The 18,453-nt window shown below is 60.6% G+C and carries 17 protein-coding genes and 2 pseudogenes; 8 read left to right on the top strand and 11 right to left on the bottom strand.

Annotation, left to right across the window (positions count from 1 at the left end):
- The first annotated feature begins 660 nt into the window (after positions 1–660).
- Complete coding sequence (locus EZ304_RS10045; protein ID WP_032966097.1) at positions 661–930, top strand: helix-turn-helix domain-containing protein; 270 nt, start codon at positions 661–663, stop codon at positions 928–930.
- 155 nt (positions 931–1,085) lie between these two features.
- Here the strand turns inward: EZ304_RS10045 and EZ304_RS21140 are convergent, their stop codons facing one another.
- Positions 1,086–2,045, bottom strand: a complete 960-nt coding sequence (locus tag EZ304_RS21140; RefSeq protein ID WP_235644823.1) for an NIF family HAD-type phosphatase — start codon at positions 2,043–2,045, stop codon at positions 1,086–1,088.
- Between the two features lie 288 nt (positions 2,046–2,333).
- On the opposite strand from EZ304_RS21140, the gene EZ304_RS10030 reads away from it, so the two are divergent.
- Positions 2,334–2,909: a protein-tyrosine phosphatase family protein gene (locus tag EZ304_RS10030; RefSeq protein ID WP_114618998.1), complete on the top strand. Its 576-nt coding sequence runs from the start codon at positions 2,334–2,336 to the stop codon at positions 2,907–2,909.
- Between the two features lie 51 nt (positions 2,910–2,960).
- On the opposite strand, the gene EZ304_RS10025 is transcribed toward EZ304_RS10030, so the two are convergent.
- Positions 2,961–3,395 carry a MerR family transcriptional regulator gene (locus tag EZ304_RS10025; protein ID WP_099484980.1) on the bottom strand — a complete coding sequence of 145 codons (435 nt, stop codon included), beginning with the start codon at positions 3,393–3,395 and terminating at the stop codon, positions 2,961–2,963.
- A gap of 104 nt (positions 3,396–3,499) precedes the next feature.
- Between EZ304_RS10025 and EZ304_RS10020 the strand changes: the two genes are divergently transcribed.
- From EZ304_RS10020 to EZ304_RS10000, 5 genes and pseudogenes are all read left to right on the top strand, one after another.
- Entirely contained in the window at positions 3,500–4,117 is a 618-nt protein-coding gene (locus tag EZ304_RS10020; RefSeq protein WP_114618997.1) for a cation diffusion facilitator family transporter, read from the top strand.
- Between the two features lie 203 nt (positions 4,118–4,320).
- On the top strand, positions 4,321–5,598 hold the full coding sequence (locus EZ304_RS10015; RefSeq protein ID WP_114618996.1) for a TolC family protein: 1,278 nt from the start codon (positions 4,321–4,323) through the stop codon (positions 5,596–5,598).
- 137 nt (positions 5,599–5,735) lie between these two features.
- A pseudogene (locus EZ304_RS10010) lies at positions 5,736–6,542 on the top strand (efflux RND transporter periplasmic adaptor subunit); the annotation flags it as partial.
- 8 nt (positions 6,543–6,550) lie between these two features.
- Positions 6,551–9,748: an efflux RND transporter permease subunit gene (locus tag EZ304_RS10005; RefSeq protein WP_114618994.1), complete on the top strand. Its 3,198-nt coding sequence runs from the start codon at positions 6,551–6,553 to the stop codon at positions 9,746–9,748.
- Entirely contained in the window at positions 9,745–10,023 is a 279-nt protein-coding gene (locus EZ304_RS10000; RefSeq protein WP_114618993.1) for a hypothetical protein, read from the top strand. Before EZ304_RS10005 ends, EZ304_RS10000 begins: the two co-directional genes overlap by 4 nt.
- Positions 10,024–10,053: 30 nt before the next feature.
- Here EZ304_RS10000 and EZ304_RS09995 read toward each other — a convergent pair whose 3' ends face one another.
- The 9 genes and pseudogenes from EZ304_RS09995 to EZ304_RS09955 form a co-directional block, all read right to left on the bottom strand.
- The gene (locus EZ304_RS09995; RefSeq protein ID WP_005411451.1) at positions 10,054–11,358 is read right to left on the bottom strand and encodes an arsenic transporter; all 1,305 of its coding nucleotides are present in this window, start codon (positions 11,356–11,358) and stop codon (positions 10,054–10,056) included.
- Positions 11,359–11,376: 18 nt separating this feature from the next.
- The gene (gene arsH, locus EZ304_RS09990; protein ID WP_142806935.1) at positions 11,377–12,102 is read right to left on the bottom strand and encodes an arsenical resistance protein ArsH; all 726 of its coding nucleotides are present in this window, start codon (positions 12,100–12,102) and stop codon (positions 11,377–11,379) included.
- A complete protein-coding gene (gene arsC, locus EZ304_RS09985; RefSeq protein ID WP_142806934.1) occupies positions 12,099–12,509 on the bottom strand; it encodes an arsenate reductase (glutaredoxin) in 411 nt (136 codons plus the stop codon). Before arsC ends, arsH begins: the two co-directional genes overlap by 4 nt.
- A gap of 10 nt (positions 12,510–12,519) precedes the next feature.
- Positions 12,520–13,050 (bottom strand): arsenate reductase ArsC, encoded by a 531-nt coding sequence (locus EZ304_RS09980; protein WP_114619015.1) that lies wholly within the window; start codon positions 13,048–13,050, stop codon positions 12,520–12,522.
- Positions 13,047–13,394 carry an ArsR/SmtB family transcription factor gene (locus EZ304_RS09975; RefSeq protein WP_099484974.1) on the bottom strand — a complete coding sequence of 116 codons (348 nt, stop codon included), beginning with the start codon at positions 13,392–13,394 and terminating at the stop codon, positions 13,047–13,049. Before EZ304_RS09975 ends, EZ304_RS09980 begins: the two co-directional genes overlap by 4 nt.
- A gap of 123 nt (positions 13,395–13,517) precedes the next feature.
- Positions 13,518–14,606, bottom strand: coding sequence for a UvrD-helicase domain-containing protein (locus tag EZ304_RS09970; RefSeq protein ID WP_114618991.1), 1,089 nt, complete (start codon positions 14,604–14,606; stop codon positions 13,518–13,520).
- Positions 14,584–16,164 carry an ATP-dependent nuclease gene (locus EZ304_RS09965; RefSeq protein WP_114618990.1) on the bottom strand — a complete coding sequence of 527 codons (1,581 nt, stop codon included), beginning with the start codon at positions 16,162–16,164 and terminating at the stop codon, positions 14,584–14,586. Before EZ304_RS09965 ends, EZ304_RS09970 begins: the two co-directional genes overlap by 23 nt.
- A 245-nt stretch (positions 16,165–16,409) precedes the next feature.
- The gene (locus EZ304_RS09960; protein WP_235648920.1) at positions 16,410–16,862 is read right to left on the bottom strand and encodes an antitoxin Xre/MbcA/ParS toxin-binding domain-containing protein; all 453 of its coding nucleotides are present in this window, start codon (positions 16,860–16,862) and stop codon (positions 16,410–16,412) included.
- A gap of 602 nt (positions 16,863–17,464) precedes the next feature.
- Positions 17,465–17,647, bottom strand: a pseudogene (locus tag EZ304_RS09955) (ATP-binding protein); the annotation flags it as partial.
- A gap of 236 nt (positions 17,648–17,883) precedes the next feature.
- On the opposite strand from EZ304_RS09955, the gene EZ304_RS09950 reads away from it, so the two are divergent.
- A complete protein-coding gene (locus tag EZ304_RS09950) occupies positions 17,884–18,453 on the top strand; it encodes a TnsA endonuclease N-terminal domain-containing protein (RefSeq protein ID WP_142808090.1) in 570 nt (189 codons plus the stop codon).

Raw genomic sequence — 18,453 nt, 5'->3', positions numbered from 1 at the left:
CACTAGCTGCCACACGCATCCCCGACCATGCGACATATCGCCGTCTGCCCGAGCTGAGGTTGAACCATGGGCTCTCCTGCATTGCGATGACTCCGTTTGCTCGCTCAGGACTTATTCGGTGCCGTCGAAGAAGGTTCGCCAAGTATGCGGATATCTCGTCGTTGACAAGCCGCCCCCACAGAGCGACGCGAGCTTCCGTATGGGCCGGCCCTTGCCAGCCATTTAGTGCAACTGCCAGCGCATTGCGAAGGTTTGGGAGAGCCTCCCACGCCGGAGAGTATGTCCAGGCGAAAGGGTGGTAAAGGGACCTTCGAGTGGATGGTGAATCGCTGGTCTCGGTCAGCAGTACTCCCGCCGCCTGGAGGTTTCGCAGCAAACTCCACACAGGCCCGTCATCTGAGGCGACCGGGGCATTTCTTGTAACAGAGTCTTCGAGTGCACACCACAGGCACGAGTAGTACGGTCCAAGGGACGCGACCAGTGAGGCCACGTCTGGCCTTGCAGTCGATAGGGTCAGTTGATCAAGTCCATGGCGCACTCAGTTCCAAGGGCTCCCACCAGTGAGCGATCTTACCCACCAGCCAGTTGCACTGTCTACATGATTTTCATGTAACTCGGCACTGGGCCATAGATTGCTGTCCGCTTCCTCGAGCGGGCGGAATGGCAACCAAGACGATCTACCAAGAAGCATACCGGCGTCTCGTAGAGCAGCTTCGGGCGAGACGGGAGGCTATGGGAATTAGCCAAGTATCGCTTGCCTCGCACTTGGATTGGCCGCAGCAAACTATCTCTTCCATTGAGGCCGGTGCCCGGAGATTGGACTTGCTCGAGTACCTCAGGCTCACCTCGGCCCTTGGCATGAGTGCTGCAGAGGCAAGCTCGCTTTTGATGTCAGAGTGGAGGGCGATGCGCGTCCCTCCAATTCGCTAAGGCGCGATGGCCAACGCCCGGTTATCAGGGGCGAACTGCTCCTTCTGTTGCTGGTGGTCAGTTGATCACTATTACGATTCCGGCGTAACGCTTGCCATTGATCGGTCTCCAAGCTGCGATTTGGGTGCATTGAGCGAAGTCGATTGACGGGGACGCTATGAGTCCTCTTGCCCGAACTCGGTACGGGCCGCCCGCAGCACGCGAGCTGGATCAGAGGTCAGGGCTTCGGCAGGTGGCATGCCGTTGAGCAGAGCGTGCGGTGAGAGAAACCACTCTGCCTCACTCCATCCGGTGCTGCGAAATAGCCCGTCCGGCTCGATCTCGAAATGATCGAGTGCACGCAGTACTGACAGGATTTCTGCCAAATATTCAACGGGTTCGCCATTCTCACCAAACTGCCAGTCTGGGTAGCGATAGCCGGGCACAGGCTTCGTTACATAGACCCCGAGTAGCTGGCCGGCTCTGCGCAGCTGACCGGCTAGGCCGCTACCACTGGTCAATGACGGGCCGAGCTGTGAACTGACTTCGGCGGCGCTATGCCACTGTGCGGCAAGTTCATCTCGCCTGACGGCGGCGTCGGACAGGATCTTCTGGGCCGATGAGCAGGCGTCGGAACGCCGTGGTGCGCCCGTTGCTTCTGCCTGTGGCTTTAGCTGTTCTTGGAGAGATGCTTCAGTGAAATTGCCGGTTGCGTGGATGCGATCGAGCAGGAGTCGAAGCGCGATCGCTAATCCCTCGTCCTCTGACGGGTAGGGAGACGCAAACAGAGGTATCTGAACCCACAGATGCTCCTGTCCTGGGTGTACATAGGGGCGATGATCATCAAGCAGCAAGGCCGCGCCTAATTTTGGTGTGGCTAGTCGTAGATCCTTCGTGCTGCCCGTCCAATGGATGTATTCAAGGCTCGCGAACCACGGAGGCGCGCTTCCTTCACGAACCAACAAATCGGCAATGCTGCGAAAGCGCTCTTCCGGTACAGTCGTAAACATCATGAGCTGACTGAAGTGCGATCGGACGTCCTCCAAGAACCGACAGAGGCCGGGTCTTGGAATCTGGCTTATCGCATTGGAAATGAGTGTCCCTTCGAGGTCCAATGCCAGAATGCTCGGCTTCATGTGTTGTCTCTAGCGAGGAGCGTGTGTACACCTTGCTCCTGGACACTCTCGCTGTCCAACACGTGAGCCTACTGGTACACATGCAGCGTGAGCCTACTGGTACGCATGTAGCGTGAGCCTACTGGTACTTGTTGCCTGCAACTGACAAAAGGATCACCTTTGCTGTGCTGCTCGGCAGGGCGGCACCACTAGGTCGGCTGGAATGTTTAGCTCAAGGATCGGCATAGGAGGCATGGGTGGTCGCCGCTGCGCTGTGGCTCTCTTAGTTGCCGCGATGAGGGATCGACAATGTTCAGAACTAGTCACACACATCCTCTGCATATCGCCACGATCGCTGTCGGAGTCAGTGGCGGCGCAGTAGGTGTAACTTTCGCGCCAGGGAAGTTTCAGAAGGCCGCGATGACGGGGCCATGGAGTCGTGACATTGACGTGGATCTTTGCGCGATTCGCCAGTGGGGCGCGGGGTACTTGATCTCCCTGATTGAGCCATGGGAGTTCGATGAGCTTAGGATTGCCGCGCTGCCAAAGCGGGCGATGGCGCAGGGAATCAAATGGTACGGACTTCCAATCGTAGACGGCGCAGCGCCGAACAGTTCTTTCTTGGAGGCATGGCGCGAGCTGGGTCCAGCACTCAGTCGTGAATTGTTGCGCGGAAGCCGCGCAGTTGTTCATTGTAAGGGCGGGCTAGGACGAGCTGGCACCGTAGCGTGCTTGTTGCTTCTAGAAACAGGCACGGCTGCCACAGGTGAGCAGGCCATGAGCATGGTTCGTCAGGTCAGGACGGGTGCGATCGAGACGCGTGAGCAGGAGGACTTCATACGCGCCTGGAGTCCAGGTCCGGGCAGCCAAGCTACAGGCAACTGACACCGTCGACCGGTCGGACTGCGAAAGGCATAGGTTTTGGACCACGGGCGCCTAGGTAGCGCTCTTGCTCGATTCCTTACGTAGGGAGTCCTCGGAAGCCGGCCGGCGCAGCGTCGACAGGATGGTGCACTCAGCTCGCTGTCCGCCGTGACAACTGGCGATTACCCGTTCCAGCTCGTTGGCCATACGTTGCAAGTCTGCCATCCGGGCGCGAATGTCGGACAAGTGGCTGCGGGCCAGACGATCCACATCCACGCACGACAGGCCCTCGTCGCCGGCCAGCTGCAGCAGGCTACGGACCTCTTCCAGGCTGAAACCCAAGTCCCGACCGCGGGCAATGAAGCGCAGGCGCTCAATGTCCGGCAATCCGTAGACCCGGTAACCATTGCCTGATCGTCCCGGCCTCGGGAGCAAGCCGATGCGCTCGTAGTAGCGGATTGTCTCCAGATGGCACCCGCTGGCGGCGGCGGCGTCACTGATTTTCATTCGTAGTAGGCTTGACTCCGTAGTAGCTACGGACTTTACCCTCATGGACCCTGCCATGCCAGCGGACCGCGCCGGCCCGGCTCCCCTGCGATGGAGAGGATCCGATGAGTGATTGCGGCTGCCACCACGAGGCAAAGAACGCGCAGGAACGGCGCGTGCTGTGGATCGCTCTGGCACTGAACGCTGCAATGGCGGTGATTGGCGGCATTGCCGGCTGGATCGCCCATTCCACCGGCTTGCTTGCCGACGCACTGGACATGCTCTCCGACGCCACGGCCTACGCCATTGGGTTGGTCGCTATCGGTCGGACGGCGCGCTTCAAGGCCAACGCTGCTTGGGTTAGCGGTAGCGTGCTGCTGATTCTGGGCGTTGGCGTGCTGGTCGAGGTCGGCCGCCGCGTACTCCACGGGGCTGAACCGGTAAGCGGGTGGATGATCGGTACGGCTCTATTGTCGCTAGTGGTCAATCTCGCGGTCCTTCGCATGCTGGCGCCACTGAAGTCTGGCGAAGTACATCTGCGGGCAACGTGGCTTTTCACCCGAGCCGATGTGGTAGCCAACGTGGGCGTGATCCTGGCTGGCCTACTGGTGTGGTGGCTGGCCAGTCCATATCCAGATTTCGTAATCGGTGCCTTTATCGGCCTCTACGTGATGAAGGAAGCCTTTGAAATATTGGGCGACGCGCGCCGGGCACGCGCCGACGCGCGCAAGACCCCTGCATGACCGCGGGCGGCCAGCTGGGATTTTCCCTGCGCTGATTGCTGCTGGCGAAATTGGCTGTCGGCCGGGATTTGCCTGAAATCGAGGCCGAAACGCGTACAGATGCGTATGAGCATCAGGTCGCGCCCTTTCGACCGCCAATTGCCGGGTGACGCATGTAGGCGCAGGCCGATCCCTGTGATCTCAAGAACCTTCGGAGTACTTCCATGTCTGTGCGATGGGCGGCCTTGGCCGCGTTGCTGTTAACGGGCGCAGTAGCGATGCCTGCGGTGGCGGCCGAATTGATGACCTTGGACGATGCCTTTGCACGCGTAGCCCAAACCCATCCGGAGCTGCGTCTGGTCGATGCGCGAGCCACTGTCCTCGCTGCCGAGCGAGATAAGGCGATGCAGCGTCCACCGTGGACGCTCGGTGCCGAGGTCGAAAACGCGCTGGGCACCGGCGCGGCCGGTGGCTTGGACAGCGCCGAGTTGACCTTGAGCCTGAGTTCGGTGCTGGAGCGCGGCGGCAAGCTCGAAGCCCGCCGTACCTTGGCACAAAGCCGGATTGATGCGCTGGCCGTGCAGCGCGAGACCGGGCGCCTGGACTTGCTAGCCGAGACGGCGCAGCGCTATTTGGCTGTCGTTGGTGCCGACCGGCAACGAAGCCTAGCGGACATCGATGTTGGCCAGCGCCAGCGAACCGTGGTCGCCGCCAGGCAGCGCCTGCAGGCCGGCGCCTCACCCGAGTCGGTGCTGCTCACCGCGCAGGCAGCGCTTGCGCGGGCCGAGCTGAAGCGTGATCGGGCCGAGCAACAGCGACTCGCTGCTCGTCAGCATCTGGCTGCTTTGTGGGGCGAACGTACTCCCACCTTCGAAGTGGTCCCGGCCGATCCGATGGCCCTGCCGGCGATCGCCTCCATGCAGACGCTGGCCGATGAGTTGGAACGGACTCCGGAATTGGCGCAGTTTGCCGACGCCCGCCGGATCGCGCAGGCACGCCTGCAGCTGGCGCGTTCAGCGGCCTCACCGGACCTGTCCTGGCAGCTCGGAGTGCGTCGACTACAGGAGACCGATGACACCGCGCTGGTCGCCAGCTTATCCATGCCGCTGGGCAGCCGCAGCCGCGCACAGCCAGAGATTCGAGCCGGCGAAGCCGAGCTGCAGGTCCTGACGATCGAGCGCGAGGCCAAGGGCCTGTCGCTGTACTCCACGCTGGTCGAAGCCCATGGCCGCTACACCGTGGCACAGGCCGAGGTGGCGCGCCTGCACGACGACGTGTTGCCGAAGCTGGCCCGAGCCGAGCAGGCCGCTGAGCGTGCCTATCGTGCTGGGGCGATCAGTTACCTGGAATGGGCACAGTTGCAGTCCGAACGCACCGCCATGGCCCAGCAACAGCTGGACGTCGCCTTGGATGCGCAGCGCGCCCTGATCGAAATTCAACGACTGACCGGCCAGGCCCTTGTCACGCCGCCGGCTGCCGCTTCCACTGGAGAGACCCCATGAATCGCTTTTCCTGGACCGCACTGGGCATGGCTCTGATGCTGGCGGCCTGCAACGCGTCGACCCCCAACGAAGCATCCGAAGGAGGCCACGCCGCTGAGGGCGAAGAGCACGGCGAACACGAGGAAGCGCCGCTGGAAACCGAGATCTCGGCCAAAGCTGCGCAGGCGGCGGGAATCCAGGTCGCGCCGGCTGGACCCGGTGAGATTGCCGATGAGCATGAGGTGCAGGGGCTGTTGACCCCAATCGATGGGCGCATCGCGCAGGTCACTGCACGCTTCCCCGGACCGGTCCGTTCCGTGCGAGTGGGCGTGGGTGACCAGGTACGCACCGGCCAGGTGCTCGCGACAGTGGAGAGCAACCTCAGCCTGACCACCTACACCGTTACCGCGCCGATCAATGGCGTGGTCATGGCGCGTACGGCCGCCGTGGGCATGTCGGCGCCTGAGGGCGCCCCGCTGTTCGAGGTAGCCGACCTGTCCACGCTGTGGGTGGACCTGCACATCTTCGGCGCCGACGCCCAGCACATCGGTGCCGGCGTGCCGGTGACGGTCACCCGCTTGAGTGATGGCGTCACGGCGCAGACCACATTGGAGCGCGTCCTGCCCGGCACCGCCACTGCCAGCCAAAGCACTATTGCCCGCGCAACCGTAGCTAACACCGATGGGCTGTGGCGGCCGGGTTCAGCGGTCAAGGCGCGGGTCACCGTGGATCGCCAATCGGCGTCGCTGGTGGTTCCGATCACCGCCCTGCAGACCGCACAGGACCAGGACGTTGTCTACGTGCAGCAGGGCGAGACGTACCACACCCGGCCGATCAAGCTGGGGCGCCGTGACGTCGAACGCGCCGAAGTGCTGGAAGGGCTCAAGGCGGGTGAACGAGTGGTGGTGGCCCAAAGCTTCCTGATCAAGGCCGACATCGAAAAATCCACTGTGGAAGAGGAATGAGGCCCGCCATGCTCGAACGCCTCATTGGTCTGTCCATCCGCCACCGCTGGCTGACGCTGGTGCTCACCGCTGCGCTAGTCGCACTGGGCGTGTGGAGCTACCGTCACCTGTCCATTGACGCCACGCCCGACATCACCAACGTCCAGGTCCAGATCAACACCCAGGCCCCGGGTTACTCGCCGCTGGAGGCCGAGCAGCGAGTGACCTTCGCCATTGAAACGGCCATGGCCGGGCTACCAAAGCTGGACTACAGCCGCTCGCTGTCGCGCTACGGACTCTCCCAGGTCACTGTCGTCTTCAAAGACGGCACCGACCTGTACTTTGCCCGCCAGCAGGTCGCCGAAAGGCTACAGCAGATCGCATCTCAGCTGCCCGAAGGGTTGGACCCAGAGATGGGTCCCATCTCTACCGGCCTGGGCGAGATCTTCATGTACACCGTGGAGGCTGAGCCCAACGCCCGCAAGCCCGACGGCACCCCGTATACCGCCACGGACCTGCGCACCCTGCAGGACTGGGTGATCCGGCCGCAGCTGCGCACCACGCCTGGAGTGACCGAGGTCAACACAATCGGTGGCTTTGAGCGGCAGATCCACATCACCCCGGATCCGGCCCAGTTAGTGGCACTGGGCTTTACGCTGAACGATGTGGTCGCAGCGGTCATGCGCAATAACCAGAACATCGGTGCCGGCTACATCGAGCGCAACGGCCAGCAATTTCTGGTCCGCGTGCCCGGCCAGCTGGCCAATCTGGACGCGATTGGGAACATCGTGCTGGACCGGCGCGATGGCGTGCCCATTCGCGTCCGCGACGTCGCTAGCGTAGGCGAAGGCAAGGAGCTGCGCACGGGTGCGGCGACCCAGAATGGCCATGAGGTCGTGGTCGGTACCGCCTTCATGCTGTTCGGCGCAAACAGCCGGGAAGTCTCCCAGGCAGCCGCGGCCAAGCTGGACGCCGCCAACGCCAGCTTGCCCGCTGGCGTGCATGCAAAGGCCGTCTATGACCGCACCGCGCTGGTGGATCGCACCATTGGCACGGTGTCCAAGAACCTGATCGAAGGCGCGCTGCTGGTGGTGGTGGTGCTGTTCCTGCTGCTGGGCAATGTGCGCGCTTCGTTGATCACCGCGGCAGTGATCCCGTTGGCAATGCTGTTCACCATTATCGGCATGGTGCGTGGCAGCGTGTCGGGTAACCTGATGAGCTTGGGCGCCCTGGACTTTGGCCTGATCGTGGATGGGGCGGTGATCATCATCGAGAACTGTCTGCGCCGGTTTGGGGAGGCGCAGCACGCACTGGGCCGCCAGCTCAATGACGAAGAGCGCTTTGATCTGACCGCCTCGGCCACGGCTGAGGTGATTCGCCCCAGTCTGTTTGGTCTAGGCATCATCGCGGCGGTCTACCTGCCGATCTTCGCGCTGTCCGGGGTGGAAGGAAAAATGTTCCACCCGATGGCGATCACGGTGGTCTTGGCCCTGACCGGTGCCATGGTGCTGTCGCTGACCTTCGTACCGGCGGCAATTGCCACCTTCCTGCGCGGCCGTGTGGCCGAGCACGACAACCGCTTGATGCGCTGGTCACGTGCCCGCTACACGCCGCTGCTGGAGTGGGCGCTGCGGCGGCGGGTCGTAGTGCTGACAGGCGCGGCCGTGCTGGTGGTGGGGTGTGGCGTGCTGGCCACCCGGTTGGGCTCGGAGTTCGTGCCGAGCTTGGATGAAGGCGACATCACCTTGCAGCCCATGCGTATCCCCGGCACCAGTCTGGAGCAGTCGGTGGCCATGCAGGAAACGTTGGAGAACCGCTTGGCCCAGTTCCCGGAGGTGGCCAACATCTTCTCCAAGATCGGCACCGCCGAAGTGGCCACCGACCCGATGCCCCCCTCCATGGCCGATACCTTTCTGATGCTCAAGCCCCGCGACCAATGGCCCGACCCGCGCAAACCCAAGGCCGAGCTGGTGGAAGAGCTGGAGGCGGCGGCCAAGGAGATCCCGGGTAGCAACTACGAGTTCACTCAGCCCATCCAGATGCGCACCAACGAATTGATCTCCGGCGTTCGCTCGGACGTTGCGGTCAAGGTCTACGGCGACAATCTTGACCAGCTGACCCGCCTGGCCAGCCGGGTCGAGCGCGTCATGCGCGGGGTCCCCGGCGCCGAAGACGTCAAGGCGGAGCAGGTTACTGGCCTACCACTGCTCACCATCACGCCAGATCCAGCGGCATTGGCGCGGTATGGATTGAATCCGGGTGACGTGCAGGACACGGTGGCAACCGCCATCGGCGGTAGCGTCGCTGGCCAGCTGATCGAGGGCGACCGCCGATTCGACCTGGTGGTGCGTTTGCCCGAATCGCTGCGGCAAGACCCGGCTGTGCTTGCGGACCTGCCCATTCCACTGCCGGAGAGCACCAGTATCGATGAGTCCAGCCGCGTAGCCGCTGGTGCCAACGGTGGGCCTCGCACTGTTCCACTACGAGAAGTGGCGAAGATACAGGTAGAGCGCGGGCCCAACCAGATCAATCGTGAGAACGGCAAGCGTCGAGTGGTGATCACCGCCAACGTGCGTGAGCGTGATCTTGGCGGATTCGTTGGCGATCTGCGTACCCGCATCGGCCAGGATGTACCGCTTCCAGAGGGGTACTGGATCGATTATGGCGGCACGTTCGAGCAGCTGATCTCGGCCAGCCAGCGCTTGGCGGTAGTTGTCCCGGTCACATTGGCGCTGATCTTCGCCCTGCTGTTCATGGCCTTCGGCTCGGCCAAGGATGCCGCCATCGTGTTCAGTGGCGTTCCCTTGGCATTGACTGGTGGCGTAATCGCCTTGGCTCTACGCGGAATTCCGCTGTCAATCTCTGCGGGCGTAGGCTTCATTGCGCTTTCGGGCGTGGCAGTACTCAATGGCTTGGTCATGATTGCCTTCATCCGCCGACTGCGTGAGCAAGGCGACGCCCTCGAAGATGCTGTCCGGGATGGCGCCCTGGGGCGACTACGACCGGTCTTGATGACTGCCCTGGTGGCTTCCCTTGGTTTCCTGCCGATGGCTTTGAACGTAGGCGCTGGTTCTGAAGTACAGCGGCCGCTGGCCACGGTCGTAATCGGCGGTATCGTGTCCTCGACCGCGCTGACGCTGTTGGTCCTGCCGGTGCTGTACCGCTGGCTACATCGCGACCGCGGCAGCCGTGGCGATGGCGCCATCCAAGATCCCTCAACCTCATGAACGAGATCAATTTGGAAGAGGTCCGGGCAGCGATGTTCACGGACCCGAGCGTGAAAGCAGTAGACGGCCTGCGGCTGGTCCCAGGCCCGGCAACTGGCCGCGCGATTGTGGCCACGATCACTGTCGCTGCCCCCTCGGCGGACCTTGACGTGGTCCACGCTGTGATCGCCCGGGTACTTTTCGATCAATTCGGCATCGAGCAGGCAGTGCTTTCTTTCAACGACCCTGGGCCGGCGCCGCCGCGACCCACGACGGCGCCATTGAAGAAATTGTGATCGCTGCGACTCTCCTGAGTGCCTACGCAGTTATCGTGTAAACGGCAGCCAAATCCAAAGCGCGATGAGCGTGGTCAGCAGGACGGGGGGCGTCAGGATGAGCCCTACCTTCATGTACTGCCCCCACGTAATCCGTTGGCCTTTTCCGGCAAGGACATGCAACCACAGCAGGGTCGCTAGCGACCCAATTGGGGTCAGCTTGGGACCAAGGTCGTTGCCCACGACGTTGGCGTAGATCATCAGCTCGCGCGTGGCCGTCGATACGTTCGCCCCATCGATAGCAAGCGCACCGACCAGTGTCGCAGGCATATTGTTCATAATGGAAGCGAGAGCAGCGACCGCAAAGCCCGTACCAATCGTTGCCACGAAGCTACCCTGCGTTGCCAACCACTCTAGGATTGCACTCGCCGCGTCAGTCAGCCAGGCATTACCCAGTCCGTAGACGACTAGATACATGCCGATCGAGAACAGCACGATCTGCCAGGGTGCGTCACACAGGATCTTGGTCACAGCCATTGTGGCGCCCCGGCCTCCAGTCGCCCAGCGGCCTGCAATACCCATCAGCACTAGTGCAGCTGCACCCGTCACCAAAGCAATAGGAACGCCGAGCGGCCCGGTTACGAAGTACGCAATCAGTAGCAGTACTAGAAGAGGCAGCGCTGCGCGAAAAACTGCCACGTCGCGTATCGCGTCGCGGGGCGCTTCTAGATCCTGGACTGGATACCTACTGGGGATGTCGCGCCGGAACCAGAGCCATAGGACGATCAAAGTAGCTCCGACCGATACCAGGTTCACCGGCACCATGATCGCGGCGTAGCGCCCAAAGGACACGTCAAAGAAGTTCGCTGTAACGATGTTGACCAAGTTGGAGACAATGAGCGGAAGGCTGGCGGTATCGGCGATAAATCCGCAGGCGACCGTAAATGCCAGCGCGCCGGCAGGCGGGAAATTCAAGCGCAACAGGATCGCAAGAACAATCGGAGTCAGCAGAAGAGCCGCGCCGTCGTTGGCAAACACTGCAGCAATTGCAGCTCCCAGCAGGACAATGAGCGGAAAAAGCTTCCGACCATTGCCGCCGCCCCAACGGGCCACATGCAGGGCGGCCCACGCGAAGAAACCGGCTGCGTCGAGAATGAGAGAGATGATGATAAGAGCGACGAAGGTGAACGTTGCATCCCAGACAATTCCCCACACCGTTCCAACATCGTTCCACCCGACAACCCCAGTGGCTAAAGCAACGGCGGCACCGGCGAGTGCCGACCAGCCTATGCCAAGCCCGCGAGGTTGCCAGATCACGAAAACAAGAGTGACGATAAAAATCGCGAGAGCAAGCATGTAACCCACCGTTGGAAGTCAGATAGAGCGCTGATTGACGCGCTTGGAAAGCTCATCGGCGCTCTCAACGCGCTCGGAATAGCGATCAACGAGGTAGGCTGCGCGTCCTCGTACGAGCCAGGTGAACTTCACTAGCTCCTCGCATACGTCAACGACACGCTGGTAGTAGGCCGATGGCTCCATGCGCCCGGCCTCATCGAACTCCTGGAAGGCTTTGGCCACGGATGACTGGTTCGGGATGGTGACCATTCGCATCCATCGGCCAAGTACACGTAGCTGGTTTACTGCATTGAAGCTCTGCGAGCCGCCGGAAACCTGCATGACGGCCAGAGTCTTGCCCTGTGTCGGTCGCTTGGCACCGTCGGCCAGAGGTATCCAATCGATCTGAGCCTTCATAATGGCGGTCATGGCGCCGTGACGCTCAGGGCTGACCCAGACCATGCCCTCGGACCAGTACGCGAGCTCGCGAAGTTCGCTCACCTTAGGATGATCGGGAGACGCGCCGTCGGGCAATGGCAAGTCGTGCGGATCGAAGATACGCACATCGCAGCCGTACCAGCGTAGAAGCCGACCGACCTCCTCTGCGAGCAGGCGGGAAAAGGAGCGTTCACGCAGTGAGCCGTAGAGGATGAGCATCCGCGGTGGATGGATCGGGTCGCCAAGCCCGATGAGGGCGTCTACGTCGATCGGCGCAAGTTGTGTGGGGTCGATGTTTGGCAGATCTGCCGCAATGCGATCAATCACGGTGACGTCCCGGTTGTAACGATCTCGCCATCTTCCTTGGTAAAGGAAGACACGGGGTTCGCCAGCAGTGCGAGCACTTTCTCAGACGGTCGGCACAATGCAACGCCACGGTCGGAGACCACGATTGGACGGTTGATGAGAATGGGATGAGCCATCATCGCGTCCACCAGCTGGTCGTCGGTGAGGCCAGGGTTGTCCAGGCCCAACTCCTCGTATGGCGTTTCCTTCTTGCGCAGGAGGTCGCGAGGCGTGATGCCCATTGCGGCAATTAGTTCGACAAGTCTCTCGCGCGTCGGCGGTGACTGCAGGTACTCGATGACCTGCGGGTCTTCGCCCGACTGGCGCATCATTTCCAGAACGTTTCTGGACGTGCCGCAGGCCGGATTATGATAGATCGTTAGTGTCATGATGGATCCCTCAAGCAATGTCTGGTCGGGAGAACGAAGTGCCTTCGAGCTGGCCAATTGCGCAGACTTGCGCTGTCAATGCTGCTCGAGACAGCGTATGGAGTGGCAGCGCGACGAAGGCTCGGATGCGGTTTTCCAGGTACATCAGCGCCTTTCGGAAGGCGGCGCGTTGCCACATTTCCCCGTGAGCTTCGCGGATGGGATCCTCGATACCCCAATGCCCCGTCAATGGTCGCCCGGGCCACAGTGGGCACGCCTCGCCAGCAGCGTGGTCGCAGACAGTGAAGACAAAATCCATGCGGGGGGCACTTGCCGCGGCAAACTCCTCCCATGCTTTGGACCGCAGGCCTTCGACCGGGTAGTTGGCCTCGTGCAGCGTCTCAATCGCCAGCGGGTGGACCTCGCCCTTGGGGTGACTGCCGGCAGAGAACGCGTTGAAACGGCCATCGCCAATACTCCGCAGGGCGCTTTCCGCCAGTATCGATCGCGCAGAATTGCCCGTGCATAGGAACAGGACGTTGAAGGGCTGAATAAGGCTCATCCGCAGGTCTCCGAGGTACATGGGCGGGCGAGTTTGAAGAGGTCACCGCAAATCTCGGGAGTCCCGGAGCAGCAGTCCTCAGTCAGAAACGCGAGCAGTTGGCGCATGTGCTCATAGCTAGCGGCGTACAGCACGCGCCGCCCGTCTCGCCACGAGCGCAGCAGGCCAGCTCGCTCCAAGGTCGAGAGGTGAAAGCTCATGCGTGGTGGCGCGATCGCGAGAGCTTCCGCAATTTCGCCGGAGGGCATGCCATCCGGGCCAGCACGAACCAGCATCCTGAATGCAGCTAGGCGATCAGACTGGGCGAGCGCAGAGAGTGCGAGGACGGCGGAATCATCTTTCATGTCTAAATCCTACAACTATTCTTGTAGGATGCAAGTGTCTGGGCGGCGATCCCATCTCCGGACGTACCTGTCCGGAATCGAGGTCTGCTGCGTGTCCTGCGAGCTACCGCTCCGCTAAGGCGTTTAGGATTGAGGCGTATAGAGCTGGTGGCCCAGAAGCGCGCACGTGCCGTTATACACAAACGCCACACTCTGCCTCGCCCGGGTAAAGGCCACGTAATACTTAGGTGGCGCCGTTATGCGTGACGCATCTGCAGTGCGCAGGTACTGCGTCAAAGGCCCATTAGGGAAGATGAGGACCCGGCTGTAGGTGCGTCCCTTGGACTGACCGAAGTTCATCGCTGGTAGGCCGTCGCACGCCTGCCGTCGGTCATGCCGCAGCACGGTCGGGGCAAATTCCTGCATGTACGCAGTGACATGCTCGGGCGCGACAAGGTAGATGCCATCGTGACCGGTCAACTGATCATTGCCTGATTGGGTCCGGGGCATCTGCGGATAGAGCGCGTCGGCCAGATCACACAGGGCCTGCACGCATCGCAAACTCGTGAGGCGGTGATCGATCTGGCACAGGCCTTGCGACTCCCAAAGCTGGAATAACGTCGCCAAGTTCGGTCCGCGGAACTGGCTGTACCGAGGCGCGTAGTTGGTGGCGTAGGTCGCTTGGCGCGTGTCGCCCACTAGCGTAACGCCGATCGGGCTCTTCAACAGGCGCTCAATAAGATCTAGGTCGTAGCCAGCCAAGTCCTGCACTTCATCAACGTACACTTCGTCGTACATGTTCGCCAAGCGCGAGATGACCTGACCTTGAGTGAGCTCATCGCACCGAACGGCGAAATCGGAAGCCCGATCCGAATACATCCGGTCGCCTGACAGGTAGTGGCGGGCTACATGCGAGCGGGGTGCCCGGTTGTTCGTCCGTCCTTCAACAAACAGAATCGATTCGACCCTTGGCTCGCGGCACAATGCCGCCTGATAGGGTCGAATGCACTCGCGTAACAGAAATCCGTACCAGCTATACAACGTGACATTCGCAGGCACCGCGCCGGCTTGGGCCTCGAATGAGCGTCGGATCTCTTCGAGATTCTCCAAGGTATAGGTGAGCATAGCGACGCGGCGCTGTGGCCGCTCCAATGCCTGGCGAACCAGCAAGGTAGTCTTGCCAGAGCCGGCTGCCGAAAGCAGTACTCGGTTAGGCGATAGCACGCTGGACATAGTCCGGGAAAGTGATCGAATGGGGGCTGTTGAAAATGGCTAGGGCCGTATCGGTCTTGTGACCTTTCATGTACTTGAGCAACGCCACCTCGTCGGCGAATGACTTGACCAGCACGGTGTTCAGCTCGTCCAATGAGTTGGCTTTAATGAGTTGCTCTTCCAACGATGGGGCGCTCTCGTCAGAATCGTAGTAGATGGCATTGGGGAAGTCGGCATATCGCTCTTGCACCAGCGCGATATCACCATCGTTGTCGGTGACGACTCTGGCCTGAATACGCAGGCGCTCCGCAATCTGCAAGAAGCGTTTAAACGCCAGTGATTTGACCGAGATGATGTCCACGCCGCGCGCCAATGGCGCTACGCCGTGGTGATCAAAGTAGGCACGTTGCACGATCAGCTCGTCGGACGGGCCCTCCACCAGAATTGCCTGCTTGGCCAGAATCAGTCGCAACGTGTCATGACCAGGAAGCTTCATGAAGTAATCGTGCGTATCATGCGGCAACTGATCCAGTTTCATCTGGCCTTGGGCGCTGAACAGGATCACGTTGTCCACGCCCAGCTTGTTCAGAACGAAGCTGCTGTGGGTTGCGATGACCACCTGCTGCGTCGTGGAGAGCGCTGAAATCTTGTCAATCAGCTGGCTCATGCCAGAGAAGGAGAGGTGGTTCTCCGGCTCTTCGATTAGCAGTACATGCGCCGACCCTGCAGCATGCATAGCCAGCTTCATCTTTACTGCGCTTTGCTCACCCTTGCCAGCTTGGGTGAAAGGAAGCTCATCCAGGTACGGTGACAAGCTTGTTTCCCACGTTGAGCGCGGTGAAGAGTCCACGCCAACCGTCAGTGCTTTGTGACTGATGTCTCCTGTGTGCTGAGTGAGATAAGCATTAATGGCGGCCACGTCGTCCTCTTCCGAGAAGCTTTGCCGCATGCGGCGAAAACTCAAAGATAGCGAAACGCGCTGCGCTGGGGTAAGCGCCTGTTCGATGATGCTGGCGATATAGCGATCGGCTCCGGACAGTGTCTTGATACCGTGGGTGTCGATGATAGTTGAATCGAACGGGATGGTACGAGCGGTGACGCCGTTGTTGGCAAAGGAGTACCAGCGCACCGTGTAGTATTCCACTGGGAGGCTGGTCGCGCCCTGGTGTTGCTGCAGGTAGGCGTTGAATTCCTCGCGATAGTCGTCGCTAAGCTCGACCAGCAATCGGACGCCTGCACTGTCTAGACCTAATGAGTTGTTGGTGCCGCGCAAGGACGCCAGCGCGGGATCGTTCCCCAAATAGGCTTCAATGGAGATCCTGGGCGGTGACGCAGGCGTTCCTGCGCGCAGAGCCGCTAAGTACTCCTTCACCGTTGGCTGGTGAAAAAGATAGGGTGTGAGCTCGTAGGTGAGGTTGCGACCATACAGCTGCCCAGTTATTACTGCGTGGATCGCTTCCAGCAAGGTGGACTTTCCCACCTCGTTGTCACCAACCACAAGGTTCATGTGCGCATTGAGCTGCAGATTGAGGTGACGAAAAGACTTGAAGTTATCGATAACAATACGTTCGATCGGCATGCTCCATCCCCCAGTGGACTATCCTGTCTCTACAGAACTTTACGCGGCTCTTAAGAACGATGCCAACTGGACTGGATTTGGAAAGAATTTGTTCTGGACAGGCCTGGCGGGCACAGAAGGTAAGCCATCAAAGACTGCTAAATGAACAGGATCCATCGTCTTCGTTCGTCTCACGTATCGGCTATGCGGTTTGGTGGTTGTGACGAGGTGGTGGTTATAGTCCCGACTTTCTTAGCGGTGCTCGGTCACAGACTGCTGGACGTCGTCGGAGCTGTCAGGGAGGCGGCGATTCCCTGGGCCTCTAGATAGTCACGAACAGTGGCAAGGTCGTTGAGTTGACCAGAGCACATGAAGGCCAAGGCCGGGGTCCCCTTGAATGGTGCTGCGCTGTTGGGGCGTCGTAGCCAGCTGTCAGCTTGCTGCTGATCAGGGAAGAGGATGTGCAGTGCCTGGTATATGCCGAGCGCATAGCTGATTCGCTCGAGTGTTTCTGGCCAAAGGCCGTCAGTCACTCCCGCCTCTAGCTGTGCACAAGCAACGTCGATGGGCCTACCCAGGATTGCCGACTGCTCATGAGCGCTTAGTTTCCAAACTTCTGCCATCTTGGTAAACGCGCGCAGAGCAGGTCCTTCCAGGCTGGTGGCGTCACTGGCGATTGGGTAGATCATCCCTCTGGCCTGGGGGAGCAGATGAGTCATGCTACTCCCGTTTCACTCACCGCACCCTCAGCGATGCGCCGATTGAATAAATAGTTGGCCTACATAGGCGGGCGATGCTCATGTCATCTCGACCGTTCGGTGCGAGGGAGGCCTAACAGCCCCGCTTCGGTCGACGGTCTGGCAGCCGACTGCCTGCCGGCCGCACGTCTGCATTCTATTTCAACGACACGTGGTGGCTGGTAGTGAACAACGTGGTGTGACCCCTTCAGGACCTATAAACAATGAAGGGGACAACAGTGACTACTGGGCCTCTATGCCCTGCCGCAATAAGCCTTATAGGGAAGGCGCCGGCGATGGATTTCACGGCGTCATTGGGCTTGGAAGGGGAAATCCATCACAAATGATCCGAGCAGCTCCGCACCGCGACGCTGGGCATTAGCCTGCAACGTTGGATAGATGGCTGGTTCGTCGTGATCAAGACGACGTTAGCTGTAGAGGTGATGCATCTGTTGTGCGGTAGTTCATCAGCGATGCTGGCAGTCATCTCATGCTGTATGACCACTCTAAATGAGCAGTCATTTTTCTATCTGTATGAAACAAAAGGAAAAAATGTCTTAAATGATACGGGCCGCAGGCACTAGTGAGATCAGTTGGAACCGCGCGGGGTACTGCACGCTGCGTGCCGCGCGGGCGATGCGGATGTGGCCGGACTCCAGTGGCTCGCGCAGGGTCTCCAGCGCGCTGCGGTTCCACTCTGGAAGCTCATCAAGGAAGAGGACTCCATGGTGGGCCAGCGAGATTTCACCGGGGCAGGGCGGGTTGCCCCTGTCACTTCTAGCTAAATCATAGACAGGTATCGCGAAAAAGGGCCGGTTAGCGCCCTAGAATCAAGCGCACCCCGTCTATGCTCAACAACAGAGAGCGCGACCATACACAACAAATAACGAGACTGCATTGCAGGACACATCAAATGAGCAGACTGCGTACCCATTCCCCCGTTCGAAAATTGAAAAATAGCCACCGGGCCCTTACCGGGAAGGTCAATTTGGAAGGTGGCGGGATGGCGGGCTTCGAGTCCTCACTGGAGCGGGACCTGCTTCTCATCCTGGACTTTGATCGGACAGTGATGTCCGTAAAGGAGCAGCCTTTCTCCCTTACGTACATTCATCAGGCTTCAGTGCGTCGCTACACCCCCGACGTGATGGCCGAGTACGATCGAGATGTCCTCCCAACGGTCGTATTTGAGGTCAAACCGATCGAGAAGCTGCGGGCTGATTGGGTGTCTCTGCGCCCGGGCTTCAAGGCGGCGGTGGCCCACTGTCGCCTGCGGGACTGGCAGTTCAAGATCGTCACTGAGCGGCATATCCGCACGCCCTACCTGGCAAACGTGAAGTTCCTGAGGCGCTATCGGGATCTGGCACCCCTTCTACTTCGCCAAGCGCAGTTGAGGTACACCGCCACCGCAGTGGGGCCCACAACACCCCAAGGCCTGCTCGCAGCCGCCTATTGGCCGAAGGAAGAGCAAGCGCAAGCGATTCCCGCGCTTTGGCAGATGGTAGCCGCGGGCGAGTTCGATATCGATTTGACCAAGCCGCTCAGCATGCGGATGCCGATTCGGTTGGTGGAGTAA

The sequence above is a fragment of the Stenotrophomonas maltophilia genome (genome assembly GCF_006974125.1).
Taxonomy (GTDB): domain Bacteria; phylum Pseudomonadota; class Gammaproteobacteria; order Xanthomonadales; family Xanthomonadaceae; genus Stenotrophomonas; species Stenotrophomonas maltophilia_O.
The sequence above is the reverse complement of the archived record's forward strand: the minus strand, read 5'-3'. Positions and strand labels throughout refer to the sequence as shown.